Source organism: Streptomyces sp. NPDC034103, from assembly GCF_055575395.1.
This window is the reverse complement of record NZ_JBVISS010000001.1, coordinates 560,753-573,565: the sequence shown is the minus strand read 5'-3', so window position 1 is coordinate 573,565 and position 12,813 is coordinate 560,753. Positions and strand designations below refer to the sequence as shown.

Below are 12,813 nucleotides of genomic sequence, written 5' to 3'. Positions count from 1 at the left end.
GAATGTCGTCCGGGGGAGGGACCCGTTTCTACCTCATCTCTTGTGCGCATCTGCGGGCGCTTGCTGTGGTCGATCGCAGCTGTGCTTTCCTCGGACGCGCTCAGTCGATGTTCGGATCATGGGGTTCTTCGAGGAGGGGAGCGATCACATCCGCCAGAAACCGCGTGCACAGCACCGGCCACAGCTCGAGGAACAGTTCGTGGTTGAGGTACCGCGAGGACCTCGCACCCGGCCTGATGCACATCACCGGTGACCAGGGGTGCGCAGGTCCGGGGGAAGTAGCTCGGCGGTGACGAAGGCGATCACGGACGTGAGGATGACCAGGGGCATCATGCTCGTGGCACTGCCCAGCAACAGGGCCACGAGCACGACGCTGCTCACGGGCAGTCGCAGTGTGGCCGCCGTGGCGGCAGCCATGCCGGCCGTCATGGCGGGGACCGTGCCGAGTCCTGGCAGCGGGGCGAGGAGCACGCCGGTGGCGGCTCCCAGGAAGAGGGCGGGGAAGACTGGGCCGCCTCGCAGGCTGCCCAGACACAGGGTGTAGGCGGCGCCCTTGAGGACCAGGACCGCGAGAAGCGCACTGGCACTCCACGTGTGCGGGTCGGCGGCCAGCGCGCTCAGTGTGGTCTGGCCGGAGGTGGCGATCTCGGCGGGGGAGCGGTCAGTGGTCAGGGTGTAGAGGGCAGCGCAGCCCGCGGCGCCCATCGCGCACACGACGGTCCGTACGCGTACGCCGCTCCGCACGTACCCGGCCACCAGGCGTCCCGCGCTCAGCACCAAGTGCATCGTGACGGCGATGGCCACGGCCAACGGCAGGGACCACAGGACGTCCGCGGCGTCCAGGCGGGGGGACGGAGTCGGCAGGTCGAGGCCCAGACTGCCTGTCTCCAGACCGGTCCACTCCCCGAAGCCGGTGAACACCAGGGCACCGACTCCGCTGGACGACAGGGCCGGCAGCATGACGGCGAACAGCCGCGGTCCTGCCAAGCCCGAGATCTCGACGAGGAGTACGGCCGCGACCAGCGGGTTCCCGAAGATCGCCGCGATGGCCGCCGCGGCTCCGGCCGCACCCATCAGGGCCGTGCTCTGCGCGGTCGCGGGTGAGCGTACGAGGTTGCGGAAGAGTACGGCCAGACCACCGCCCAAGGCGATCAGCGGTGCCTCCGGGCCGAGGACGGCACCGAGCGGCAGGCTTGCCACGGCGGCGAGCAGCACTCCAGGGAGCGCCTTCGGGGAAGGGCCTCCCGCGTGCAGCCCCAAGGCCGGGATGTGTCCGCCCGCGCCGGGCAGATGCGCGGCGATCAGGCCGACGGCCAGGCCCGCCAGGAGGAAGAGGGGCAGCGGCCACCACCACGCGGGCGCCTCCCGTCCCAGGGTGTGGGGGAGGTCCGTCCACAGGAGATGTTCCAGTTCGTGCAGCCCGACCAGGAACCAGAAGGCCGCGAGGGATACCGGGACACCGATGAGAGCGCTGAGGGCGAGCACCTTCAGGTACCCGGGGGCGAGCAGGAGGTTCCGCAGCCGGTCTGCCTCCTCGGGCTGCGCTCCGCTGACCGGCGGACCGGATCGGGGGCCGGGCTTCGCCATCGGTGTCTTCCCTTCTCCGTCGAGCCGACGCCCGGGCGCGGCCCGCCGTCGTGGTGGCCCCGGCCGCTACCGGGCTCGGAGCTGACGTCAGAGCGGACCGAGATGATGATCAGGACCGGGGCCGGGCCCACAAGCGCTGGGTCCACCGCTACCGGTCCTTTCCTTCGAGTGCAACAGAGACACTCCCGGCTGAAATGCGGGCCTTCACGTTCGGCTGTATGAATGAGGGGAGCATCCGTGATCGGAGCGAAGCATGGACGACTACCCCCTTCTCAACCTGTTCTGGACGATGCTGTGGCTCTTTCTGTGGGTCATGTGGTTCTTCCTGCTGTTCAAGGTGGTCACCGACATCTTTCGGGATCGCAGCCTCAGCGGCTGGGCCAAGGCGGGGTGGCTCGTCCTCGTGCTGGTGCTTCCCTATCTCGGTGTCTTCGTGTATCTCATCGTCCGCGGGAAAAGCATGAGCGAAAGGGACGTGAAGCAGGTCCGGGAACACGAGGAGGCATTCCGTCAGTACGTCCGAAAGGCAGCGGGGCCCGGTGACGGCTCGGTGGACGAGCTGGTCCAGCTTTCCGGGCTCAAAGACAAAGGCGACATCACTCAGGAGGAATTCGAGCGCGCCAAGGCCAAGCTGCTGGTGTGAGCCCGCCTAAAGCCCGCCTGAAGCCCGCCTGCGGCCGTCTGAAGCCCGCCCGAACTTCTACGCCCGGTCCGCCGCCTCATGAATCATGAAGACCTACCGGCGGGCGCCGAGGGCCGGGTGTCGTCTTCCGTGGCCGCCCAGATCAGCGGGTAGGTCCCACGGCCCGTGCGCTCCACCCAGCGAAGCCGGTCCTCCAGGATGCGCCTGCGGCTCTGGGGACTTCGTTCCATCAGCCGACGTAGCAGGGTACGCGTGCGCCGCAGCGCCATCGGTGAGCCGGCCGCGGCGACGATGACGTCGTCGACAGCCGTGCGGACGAACCGCTCCCAGCCGGGCACCGGGACGATCACGCGCACGATGCCGTCGCCGCTGGTGAAGGTGCCGACCTCCAGCTCACGGTCGGCGAGACGGACCAGCAGGTCCTCCAGGCGATCCAAGCTCTCCACCGCCGTGGCCGGATCGTTGACCGCGGGGGACAGGGCCCTCAGCGCGATGTCGACGAGCAGTCTGAACGGCAGCTCAGGGTCCTGATCGAACGTACGCTCCACCCCGGTCACCACAGCGCCGCACAACTCGTCCTCGGACACCGCGCCCCCCGACACCTCGGCCAGGGTCATGCCCCACGAGACGGTCTCGCCCGGGCGTACGCGAAAGGTGAGGGAGCAGTCACGCTGCCTGGCCATCCCTACCAGCGCGGGCACGTCGATCCGCTGGATCACGCACGCGGCTCCTGTCCATCGGACCGGGACGCCGGGCATCGTGGACGGCGTGGACGGCGTGGACGGCGTGGACGGCGGCGCAGCGGCCTCGACGGGTTCCCTGTCCGGCGGATACAGGCCATCGAGGAGCCGGTACGCGCGCGTGGTGATCGCGGTCAGTGAATGCGCGAGCTGAATCGAGTGGAACGCCCTGGTCTGCAGAGTCCACATCAGGGCCAGGGCGATCAGCGCCAACACCATGGCGAGTGTGGGCACCAGAACCGAGACACCGCCGCGCGCCCCGAGTGACAGGGCCGCGGTGATGGCGAAGACGAACACGCCGACGGTGACGGCGAACGTGCGCCAGACGATCGGCTCCTCGCGAAACAGCGCCAGGCGCGGCGTGAACATGCTCGAGGAGAACTGGACGACCAGGAACAGCATCGAGTAGATGATGCTCACCAGGCTGACAACCCCGAACCCGATGGTGAACAGGAATGAGACCACGCGCCCGGTCTCCACCTGCGGTCCTGCCGAAAACTCGGGAACCAGTCTCCCCAGCGCCAGGCCGACCACCGCACACAGCAATTGGGACGCACCCCTGCGCTCCGCCTGGGAAAGTTGGCGAAGCACTCCCTTCTGCTTCTGCCGCTGCCCCTGTTTCAAACGGCGGCTCCACCGGCCGTGCCGCGTCGGAACGTCAGCCGAGCCGGTCATCCAGCCTCCTCTTCCCTACCTCGTCGTGTGTCGATACAGATGCAAACATGCCCAAAACGACACAAGCGTCCGCCACGCCTGCACCTTCCGGCCCCGGCACCCGCACCTTCCGGGCATCAACCAGGCCCGCCCGCTCCAGCCGCGCCCTCGCCCTGACCTGCGGCGTCCACGCCCTCGCCGTGCCGCCGGCGATCGCGGGCGCCGGGGTGGCGGAGCGTGCCGACGAGCGCGGGACCTGCCTGAGGGCCGCCGGATTCTCCCTTCCCGCAAGCCGAGTTCGCTTTACGCGCAGCCTCGATCCGTCGCGCGGGCAGTGCTTTCCTGCGAGGCTCGGACCTGTGACGTATGTAGTGACCGTGGAGACCTGTATCCCGGAGGGCACTCCGGAGATGGATCCGTTGCAGCGGGCCGGCGCCGTGGCGCTCATCGAGGACGGTTTCGACTCCGTGCGGGCCGTCGAGGCGCCCGGTGGTGTGCAGGTCGGCATCCTCGACAGCATCGTGGCCGTGCATCCCGAGGGGGCCCTGCTCAAGGTCTTCGTGGACGCCCCGGCGCTGGAGCCCGCCGAGGACTCGGTGCGGGTGCTGGTGGACGAACTGCTGGAGCGCTCCGAACTGCTGGCCGACTGGACGATCGACCGCTGCGAGGTCGAACTGCACCAGGACCTGGCCCGCAAGAGCCTGGACGCCGCCGAGGGACCGGACGCCCCGCCCGACGACCCCGCCGCCCGCAAGGCCCGGCACACCGCGGGCGTCGGCGACGAGAGCACGGTGGCCGCGGACGACGCCGACGCCAAGGGCGCCTCCCCGCGCGATCGGCTGCTGGGCCTGGCGGCCGAACTGCGCTCCTTCCCGCCGGCCGTGTTCGGTGTGCTCGGCGCCGAGGACGACGAGAGGGACACCGGTGACGACCGGTTCGCCGTCGCGCCCGTGAGCGCCAGGCTGGCCGCGGGCGCGCTGGTCCACGCCACCGAGCTGCTGGTCGCCGAGTTGTTCGAGGACGTGCAGGTCCTGACCCAGGAGGACGCCACCGTCGCGGAGTGCGAGGGGCCCCTGTGGCACCTGGAGCGCCTTCCCGACCGGTACGCGCTCCAGTACGACGCCCGCTTCGCCCGCCGTTTCCTGGTGACGGTGATCGCGATGACCACCCGCTTCACCGACGGCGGCTTCCGCCGGCTCGCCTGTGTCGCCGAGGGGTTCGCCCTGCGCCTCCTCATCGGCCGGGCGACCACGACCCTGGAACGCGAGGGCCTCCTCGACGACGAGGTCGGTGCCGCCCTCGACGCCTTCGCCGCGCACGTGTACGCGGACACGGACCACGAGTGGCTCTACGGCGACGCGGCGGACGGCCCCGACGAGGCCTCGCCGTGGGCCGGGCTCGGAGTCGAACTCATGGCGTTCGGCTCCTGGTTCACCCCGTTCCAGGAGGACAGGTACGTCCACCCGTCCGCGGCGGACGAACCGGAGGCGGCGGCGCCCTGACACGCCGACCTGGCCGGCCTGAGTGGAGCGGGGGCGATTTCCGTACTCCTGCCTGATGAACCGGGTCCGGATGCGAGGATGAGGCGCCATGACAGCAGGGTGGTGTTCTCGCACGGTACGGGCCGCGGTCTTCGCGGCCGTCTGTGTGCTGCTCGCCGCCCTCGGCCACGTCATGATGTCCGGCAGCCAAGTCCCCGCCTGGGCGCTGGCCCTGGGCGCGGTCGTGACCGGCGGCGCGGGATGGTGCCTGGCCGGCCGTGAGCGCGGGCTGCCGCTGGTCGTGACGGTCGTCGTCGCCGCCCAGAGCGGGCTGCACTCGGCGTTCTCCCTCGCCCAGTCCGCGCGCGGGAGCGCCGGGTCCGGGACGACGGGGCACTCCATGGGGTCCGGCCACATGGATCCCGCGCACATGGACTCCGCGCACATGGGCTCGATGCACCTGGACGCCATGGCGTCCGTGGATATGGACGCCATGGACATGGGGCCCCTGGGGCACGCGGGTCACTCCATGCCCGGCTCCTCCTCCTTCGGCATGCTCGCCGCCCACCTGCTGGCCGGACTGCTGTGCGGGCTGTGGCTCGCGTACGGCGAGAAGGCCGCGTTCCGCATCCTGCGGGCCGTGGCCGGCCGGCTGGCGGCACCCCTGCGCCTGCTGCTCGCCCCGGTGCCCGGCACCCCCGAGCCGCCGCGCGTGCGCGCGCACCGGCCGTCCTCGGACCGGGTGCCGCGCCTTCTCCTCGTCCACGCGATCACCTCTCGGGGGCCGCCCGCGGGGACCGCTGTCGCCTGACGACAGCCGGTTCCCCGAGGCCGCCCAGGGGGTGCCTCGGGCCTCGGCCGTACGCGCCCGTGGGTGCCGTACGGCCGTCTCCCCGCACCGGACCGCCCGCGCCGACCCGCGCACCGGTCCGGATCATGGACGACCGAGAAGGACACCACGTGATCACTTCTGCCCTGTCCGCCGCGCGCGCGTCCCACGACGGAGCGATGACGCCGGACGAGTCGACAACGGCCTGGGCACTCGCCGCCCGGGGCGGTGACGCGGACGCGGTCGAGCACTTCGTACGCGCCCTGCACCTCGACGTGAAACGGTACGTCGCCCACCTGAGCGGCGATCCCCAGGCCGCCGACGACCTGGCACAGGACACCTTCCTGCGGGCGCTCGCCAGCCTGCACCGGTTCGAGGGCCGCTCCTCGGCCCGCGCCTGGCTGCTGGCCATCGCCCGCCGCGCCGTGATCGACAGCCACCGGCACGCCTCCGCCCGGCCCCGGCTCTGCGACGCACCGGACTGGCAGCTGGCCGTCGAGCGCGCGCAGCCGCGGGACCTGCCCGGGTTCGACGACGGCATCGCGCTGCTCGACCTGGTGGAGGCGCTGCCGGACGAGCGCCGCGAGGCCTTCGTCCTCACCCAGCTGGTCGGCCTGCCCTACGCGGAGGCGGCCGCGGTCAGCGACTGCCCCGTGGGCACGGTCCGCTCCCGGGTGGCCCGGGCCCGCGCGTCCCTGATGGACCTGCTGGACGACGGGGCCTCCTCCCCGGCGGGGGAGGAGGAACCCGCCCTGGCGGCCTGAGCGCCGCGAACCGGCCCGGCGTCAGCGGGAGGCGGCGTCGGGCGACACCGCGGCGAGCTCGTCCGGGGTGCGCGGACCCGGGGCGTCGTCGGCCAACAGCCCCTGCTCCCGGAGCAGTCGGGCGGCCGCGACACCCCAGGGCAGCCGCAGCCCCGCCTCCCGCAGCAGTTCCGTACGGGCCAGCATCGCGGCGGCGGGGCCGGTGTGCGCGCCGGCGCGGGTGAGCAGAGCGGCGTCGTCGGCCCAGCGCAGGGCGAGGTCGACGTCGTGGGTGGCCATCACCACCGTGGTGCCCGAGGCGCGCAGTGCGTCGAGGGTGGTCAGCAGCCGCTCCTGGCCGTCCGGGTCGAGTCCGGCGGTCGGCTCGTCGAGGATCAGCACGCGCGGTCGCATCGCCACGGCACCCGCGATCGCGGTCCGTTTGCGCTGGCCGTAGGAGAGCAGGTGGGTGGGCCGGTCGGCGAGCGCGGTGATGTCCAGGGCGGCCAGCGCCTCGGCCACCCGGGTCCGTACCTCCGCGTCGGGCAGACCGAGGTTGAGCGGCCCGAAGGACACGTCCTGGGCGACGGAGGCGGCGAACAGCTGGTCGTCCGGGTCCTGCACGACCAGCTGTACGGTCGTCCGCAGCCGGGTCAGCCCCTTGCGGTCGTACGACACCGGCCGTCCCTCGACCGACAACGCACCGCGGTGCGGCCGCAGTCCGCCGCTGAGCAGCCGCATCAGGGTGGTCTTGCCGCTGCCGTTGCGGCCCAGCAGCGCGAGGGCCCGCCCCTCGCGCACCTCGAAGTCGAGGCCGTCGAGCACGGTCGGGCCGTCCTCGTAGGCGAAGGACGCGCCCCGCAGGGCGACCAGTGCGGGCTCGCTCATGACAGCGGCCTTTCCAGGACGAGGGTGAGGGCGGCCACCGCCGCGAGCAGCGCGACGCTGGCGGCCGTGAAACGGACCGAGACCCTGGCCTCGGGCACCAGCACGCGCAAGGTGCCGTCGTAGCCGCGTCCGGCGAGACCGTCCTGGAGCCGGGCGGCCCGGCTGAACGCCCGGACGAAAGCGGTCGCGCCGAGCCCGGCCAGCGACCGCCACTCCGCCGCCCGGCCGGTGTGCCCGAGCCGCGCGGCCTGCGCCTCCCGCACGCGGCGCACGGAGTCCAGGAGCAGGAAGCTCATCCGGTACGTCACCAGGGCGACGTCCACGACGGGTGCGGGCACGCCCGCCCTGACCAGCCGGGGCAGCAGGTCCGACATGGGGGTGGTGAAGGCGAACAGCAGCACGCCGAGGGAGGCGGCCGACGTCCGCAGCAACAGCTCCCCGGCGCGCACCCAGCCGCCGTCGGCCGGGGCGACGAGACCGTCGGGGCCGCCGACCTGGACCAGCAGGGTGAGCGCCCCGGTCGCACAGAAGCCCAGCGGCACCCGGTAGGCGCGCCACAGGCGCCGGGCGGGCACCCCCGCCGGGCCCAGGAGGACGGTGACGGACGTCAGCAGCACCAGGGCGGCACCCGGCCAGGGTGGCAGCGAGATGGCCAGGATCGTCAGGCCGAGGCCGAGCACGGCCTTGTCCACGGGGTGACGGCGGCGCCAGCGGCTGCTGTGCGCGGCCGCGTCGATCGGCAGCACGCGGGATCAGGTCCGCTCGGTGGCGGACTCGTCCCGGGCGTCCTCGGACTTCTGTCCGGCCAGTGCCCGGGCCTCGCCCTGCCGACGGCCCCGGCGCAGTCCGAAGTAGTAGGCGAGGACGCCCGCGCCTCCTGCCGCCTGGAGGGCGAACAGGGCCGACTCGATCTCGCCGGACGGCGGTTCGTACAGCGGCGAGAACCAGGGCTCGTAGTCCGGCTCGATCTCGGTGATCGCGGTCTCGGCCTCGGTGTCGGAGCCCGTGAAGGGCTCCTCCTTGTGGTCGCCGAGCCCGAGGGCCAGCGGCAGTACGGCGAGCGCCGCCACGACGAGCAGCAACAGGGTGTTGATCTTCGCGTTCCGGCTCATCGGGCCACCGCCTCCGTCCCGGCGTCGGCCGCGGTCTTCTCCGGGCGGGTCAACAGCACGCCCAGCCGCGTCAGTTCGCCCTTGCTCGACTGGACCAGCAGACGCATCACGAACACCGTCAGCAGCCCCTCGCTCACCGCGAGCGGGATCTGCGTGACGGCGAAGATGGAGCCGAACTTGCCGAGCGCGCCCAGGAATCCGCTGCCGGGGTCGGGGAAGGCGAGCGCCAGCTGCACGCTGGTGACGCAGTAGGTGGAGAGGTCGGCGAGGAACGCGCCGAAGAACACCGCCACCATCAGCGGCGCACCGAGGCGCCGCAGCAGTCTGTAGACGCCGTATCCGGCCCAGGGCCCGACGATGGCCATCGAGAACACGTTGGCGCCCAGCGTGGTCAGGCCGCCGTGGGCGAGCAGCAGCGCCTGGAAGAGCAGGGTGATGGTGCCCAGTACGGCCATGATCGGCGGGCGGAACAGGATGGCGCCCAGGCCCGTGCCGGTGGGGTGGGAGCAACTGCCCGTCACCGAGGGCAGCTTCAGCGCGGACAGGACGAAGGTGAAGGCGCCCGAGGCGCCGAGGAGCAGGGTGCTCTCCGGATGCTCCCTGACTTCACGCGTGAGTGAGCGCACTCCGTGGACGACGAATGGCGCGGACGCGACGCTCCAGGCGACCGCGTGCGCCGGAGGCAGAAATCCCTCGGCTATGTGCATGGCTCAGCAGACCCTCTCCAGCACCTCGTGGATGGTTGACGCGCCTTGGCCGGTCTCCTGGCTCACGGGTCCCACCGCCCGGTGCTCCGCCTTCCCGGGTCACAAGGACCCAGTGGCTGCCCGCAAGGGCCGGAGCCGGACTTCCCGATCACAGTGGCGAGGGCCGCACCGGCATCGCACCGGATTTCCCGTTCACCAAGGCCTGGCGAGAGTAGTGCCCTCGGAAAGGCGCTGGCAAGCGCCGACAGGGGGCGCGCGGACGGCGCCCCCCGGCTCGCACCGGGCGCACACCGGGACGGGGCCGAACGCGGCGCGCACCGCGAGATCGACACCCGTGAGCTGCCCGCGGTGCTCGACCACGCCCACCCCCGCGGGGCCGCCCCTCCGCGACGCGGGCGTGCGGCGGACGCGTGGAGCGCGGGGCCGGCCCGGAAATTCCGGATGAACTCCCCTGTCTCTCAGGTAAGTTCGGCGCGACCAGTTGTTCGAAGAGAGGAACGCTGTCTTGCGCACGTCCCACCGCCGACTGACGTCCGCCCTCGGGATCGCCGCGGCCTCCGCGTCGGCACTCGCCCTGGGCATCGCCCCGGCCCACGCCGCCGGCGAGGTCTACGAGGCCTCCAACTCCATCATCTCCTCGCAGGTGACCGCGAAGACGTACTTCGCGGCCGACGGCGAGATCCTCACCGCCCTCGACATGGCGAAGGACGGCCACGGCACCGCCGCGCAGTGGCGCTACAACTCCAGCTCCGCCACCCACTCGTACTACAACGGCTCCGGCTACGCCGTCGCCCACGACTGGGACCTGTCCTTCGCGGAGGGCACCACCCTCCAGATCCGCGCCTGCCTCCAGGAAGGCTCCGACGGCACCCCGTACGACTGCGGCGGCTGGGAGTACGCCAGGGCCTGACGACCACGAGGTGACCAAGGGGCGGGCCCGCGGGCCCGCCCCTTTCGTGACCGCTTAGGGTCGGGACGTCCCGTCCGTCGTCGAGCCGGAGGTCGCAGCATGCGGATCTCGCAGCGGGCCGAGTCCGTCGCCCCGTTCTACGCCATGGAGTTCGGCAAGCACGCCGCCGCCCTGGAGGCCCAGGGCCACCACGTGGTCAAGCTGAGCCTCGGCGAGCCCGACTTCGGCGCGCCCCCGGCCGTCGTCGAGGCGATGCGCGCGGCCATGGACGGCCGGCCCATGAGCTACACCGAGGCGCTCGGCATGCCCGCCCTGCGGCAGGCGATCGCCGGGTTCTACGGCGAGCGGCACGGCGTCGACGTCGACCCGGGCCGTGTCGTCGTGACCGCGGGCGCCTCGGCCGCCCTGGTGCTGGGCGCCGCCGCGCTCGTCGACACCGGGGACGAGGTGCTGATCGGCGACCCGTCCTACCCGTGCAACCGGCAGATCATGGAGAGCTTCGGCGCCCGGGTCAGGCTGGTGCCGACCAGCGCGGCCTCGCGCTTCCAACTGGACGCGGACTCCGTTAGGGAGCACTGGACGGACGGCACGCGCGGGGTCATGGTCGCCACGCCCTCCAACCCGACCGGCACCTCGGTGCCGGGCGACGAACTGGCCGCGCTGTGCGCACTGGCCCGGGAGCGCCAGGCGTGGCGGATCGTCGACGAGATCTACCTCGACCTCGGCGACCACGACGACCAGGACCGGCCGCCCCGCAGCGCCCTGTCGTACGACCCCGACGCCGTCGTCATCAACAGCTTCTCCAAGTACTTCGGCATGACCGGCTGGCGGCTCGGCTGGTGCGTCGTTCCGGAGATGCTCGTACCGGCGCTGGAACGCCTCGCCCAGAACTACTTCCTGTGCGCCTCCACCCCGGCCCAGCACGCCGCCCTGGCCTGCTTCACCCCTGACTCCCTCGCCGTCTGCGAGGAGCGGCGCGCCGAGTTCGGGCGCCGGCGCGCGCTCGTCCTGGACGGCCTGGCGCGGATCGGGCTGCCGGTGCCGGTGCCGCCCGACGGGGCGTTCTACGTCTACTTCGACGTCAGCGGCACCGGGCTCACCTCGTGGGAGTTCTGCGCCCGGGCACTGCGGGAGGCGCACGTCGCGCTCACCCCGGGCCGGGACTTCGGAGTGGGGACGGCGGACACGCACGTCCGCCTGTCGTACGCGGCCTCCGGCGACACGCTGCGCGAGGGTCTGGCCCGGCTCGGCAAGTTCGTCGCCGGGCTGGCGTAGCGCATCGCTTCACGGAACGCACACATCACTCGCCCCGTAACTTTAAATTTCAAGCGTTACGCTGCTGGCTCCCCCACAGCACAGGAGAGTCGTGTGAGCGACGGCGACGTAGTGGTGATCGGCGGCGGCTACGCGGGCGTCCGCATCGCGAGGAAACTGGACGCGACCGCGCGGGTCACGCTGGTGGACCGCAAGGAGGTCTTCTTCCATCGCGTCGCCTCGCTGCGGGCGGGCGTCCGGCCGGAGTGGTCGGTGACGCCCTTCATCCCGTACGACCGGCTGCTCCGCGGCGGCCAGGTGGTGCTGGGCAAGGCGCTGCGCATCGACACCGAGGCCCGGCAGGTCGTCCTGGCCACGGGGGAGCGGCTGCCCTACGACGTGGTGGTGATCGCCACCGGCGCCGACTACCCCGAACCGGCCCGCTTCAACGGCACCACCGTCGAGGAGGCCGCGAAGGCCTTCGCCGGGCACCAGCAGGCCGTCGCCGGCGCCGACCATGTCCTCGTCGTCGGCGGTGGGCCCTCCGGTGTCGAGCTCAGCGCGGAGATACGGCTGGCCCGGCCGGACGCGCGGGTCACGCTCGCCCACTCCGGTCCCGCCCTGCTGCACGGCACGGGCAGCGAACGCGCCGGACGGAAGGCGCTGGCCTGGCTGGAGGCGCACGACGTGGAGGTGCGGCTGGAGTCGTTCATGTCGCCCGGCCTCGACTTCGGCACCTATCGCGACGCGCGCGGTGAGGTCCTGGAGGCCGACCTCTCGTACTGGGCCACGGGCACCACGCCCAACACCCTCTGGCTCCGCCTCGGCGGCCACGGTGACTGGCTGAACCCCTCCGGGCACGTCAAGGTCGACCGGACGCTCCGGGTCGACGGCCGCCCCGACGTCTTCGCGGTCGGTGACGTCAACGACGCCACGGAGCTCAAGATCACCCCCACCGCCCTGGCCCAGGCCGACCTCGCGGTCCACAACATCCGCGCCCACCTCCAGAGCCCCGGCAGGCACCGCAAGGAACCCCGCTTCTACCGTCCCGTCCACCGCACGCCGCTGATCGTGCCCTTCGGAGGGGCCGACGGCCTGACGTTGCTGCCGGTGCCCGGCGGGGAGAGCGCGGTCCTGGGCGGTCGTACCTCCGTCCTGGCCAAGGCGAAGACCCTGATGACGCCGTACATGCGCAGGCAGCTGGGATACACGGCCGCCTGAGGGCCCGCACTTCGCGCAGGGGAAACCCGGAACGCCCCGGCCGG

Annotated in this window: 13 protein-coding genes and 1 riboswitch; of the genes, 7 read left to right on the top strand and 6 right to left on the bottom strand. The window is 72.1% G+C overall.

The features are described from left to right. Nucleotides 1-243: 243 nt before the first annotated feature. The gene (locus tag ACZ56U_RS02515; protein ID WP_469082170.1) at nucleotides 244-1,587 is read right to left on the bottom strand and encodes a chloride channel protein; all 1,344 of its coding nucleotides are present in this window, start codon (nucleotides 1,585-1,587) and stop codon (nucleotides 244-246) included. 253 nt (nucleotides 1,588-1,840) lie between these two features. Here ACZ56U_RS02515 and ACZ56U_RS02510 point away from each other — a divergent pair, with 253 nt between their 5' ends. Beyond that, entirely contained in the window at nucleotides 1,841-2,230 is a 390-nt protein-coding gene (locus ACZ56U_RS02510; RefSeq protein WP_469082169.1) for an SHOCT domain-containing protein, read from the top strand. Nucleotides 2,231-2,313: 83 nt separating this feature from the next. Here the strand turns inward: ACZ56U_RS02510 and ACZ56U_RS02505 are convergent, their stop codons facing one another. Further along, complete coding sequence (locus tag ACZ56U_RS02505) at nucleotides 2,314-3,645, bottom strand: DUF2254 family protein (protein ID WP_469082168.1); 1,332 nt, start codon at nucleotides 3,643-3,645, stop codon at nucleotides 2,314-2,316. 338 nt (nucleotides 3,646-3,983) lie between these two features. Here ACZ56U_RS02505 and ACZ56U_RS02500 point away from each other — a divergent pair, with 338 nt between their 5' ends. The 3 genes from ACZ56U_RS02500 (at nucleotide 3,984) to ACZ56U_RS02490 (ending at nucleotide 6,698) form a co-directional block, all read left to right on the top strand. Continuing rightward, the gene (locus ACZ56U_RS02500) at nucleotides 3,984-5,126 is read left to right on the top strand and encodes a hypothetical protein (protein WP_469082167.1); all 1,143 of its coding nucleotides are present in this window, start codon (nucleotides 3,984-3,986) and stop codon (nucleotides 5,124-5,126) included. Nucleotides 5,127-5,214: 88 nt separating this feature from the next. Then, a complete protein-coding gene (locus ACZ56U_RS02495) occupies nucleotides 5,215-5,916 on the top strand; it encodes a hypothetical protein (RefSeq protein ID WP_469082166.1) in 702 nt (233 codons plus the stop codon). A gap of 149 nt (nucleotides 5,917-6,065) precedes the next feature. Then, nucleotides 6,066-6,698, top strand: a complete 633-nt coding sequence (locus tag ACZ56U_RS02490) for a sigma-70 family RNA polymerase sigma factor (RefSeq protein WP_469082165.1) — start codon at nucleotides 6,066-6,068, stop codon at nucleotides 6,696-6,698. Between the two features lie 21 nt (nucleotides 6,699-6,719). Here the strand turns inward: ACZ56U_RS02490 and ACZ56U_RS02485 are convergent, their stop codons facing one another. Genes ACZ56U_RS02485 through ACZ56U_RS02470 form a run of 4 tightly spaced genes read right to left on the bottom strand, consistent with a single transcriptional unit; the run spans nucleotide 6,720 to nucleotide 9,384 of the window. After that, on the bottom strand, nucleotides 6,720-7,565 hold the full coding sequence (locus ACZ56U_RS02485) for an energy-coupling factor ABC transporter ATP-binding protein (protein ID WP_469082164.1): 846 nt from the start codon (nucleotides 7,563-7,565) through the stop codon (nucleotides 6,720-6,722). Then, nucleotides 7,562-8,311 (bottom strand): cobalt ECF transporter T component CbiQ, encoded by a 750-nt coding sequence (gene cbiQ / locus ACZ56U_RS02480; protein WP_469082163.1) that lies wholly within the window; start codon nucleotides 8,309-8,311, stop codon nucleotides 7,562-7,564. The genes ACZ56U_RS02485 and cbiQ overlap by 4 nt, the downstream gene beginning before the upstream one ends. Nucleotides 8,312-8,317: 6 nt before the next feature. Beyond that, entirely contained in the window at nucleotides 8,318-8,677 is a 360-nt protein-coding gene (locus ACZ56U_RS02475) for an energy-coupling factor ABC transporter substrate-binding protein (RefSeq protein ID WP_469082162.1), read from the bottom strand. Next, nucleotides 8,674-9,384 carry an energy-coupling factor ABC transporter permease gene (locus ACZ56U_RS02470; protein WP_469082161.1) on the bottom strand — a complete coding sequence of 237 codons (711 nt, stop codon included), beginning with the start codon at nucleotides 9,382-9,384 and terminating at the stop codon, nucleotides 8,674-8,676. Before ACZ56U_RS02470 ends, ACZ56U_RS02475 begins: the two co-directional genes overlap by 4 nt. A 30-nt stretch (nucleotides 9,385-9,414) precedes the next feature. Then, nucleotides 9,415-9,599, bottom strand: a riboswitch (cobalamin riboswitch). 290 nt (nucleotides 9,600-9,889) lie between these two features. Between ACZ56U_RS02470 and ACZ56U_RS02465 the strand changes: the two genes are divergently transcribed. From ACZ56U_RS02465 to ACZ56U_RS02455, 3 genes are all read left to right on the top strand, one after another. Next, on the top strand, nucleotides 9,890-10,294 hold the full coding sequence (locus tag ACZ56U_RS02465; protein WP_469082160.1) for a hypothetical protein: 405 nt from the start codon (nucleotides 9,890-9,892) through the stop codon (nucleotides 10,292-10,294). Between the two features lie 99 nt (nucleotides 10,295-10,393). Next, nucleotides 10,394-11,569: a pyridoxal phosphate-dependent aminotransferase gene (locus tag ACZ56U_RS02460; RefSeq protein ID WP_469082159.1), complete on the top strand. Its 1,176-nt coding sequence runs from the start codon at nucleotides 10,394-10,396 to the stop codon at nucleotides 11,567-11,569. Between the two features lie 93 nt (nucleotides 11,570-11,662). Continuing rightward, a complete protein-coding gene (locus tag ACZ56U_RS02455) occupies nucleotides 11,663-12,769 on the top strand; it encodes an NAD(P)/FAD-dependent oxidoreductase (RefSeq protein WP_469082158.1) in 1,107 nt (368 codons plus the stop codon). The last annotated feature ends 44 nt before the right edge of the window (nucleotides 12,770-12,813 follow it).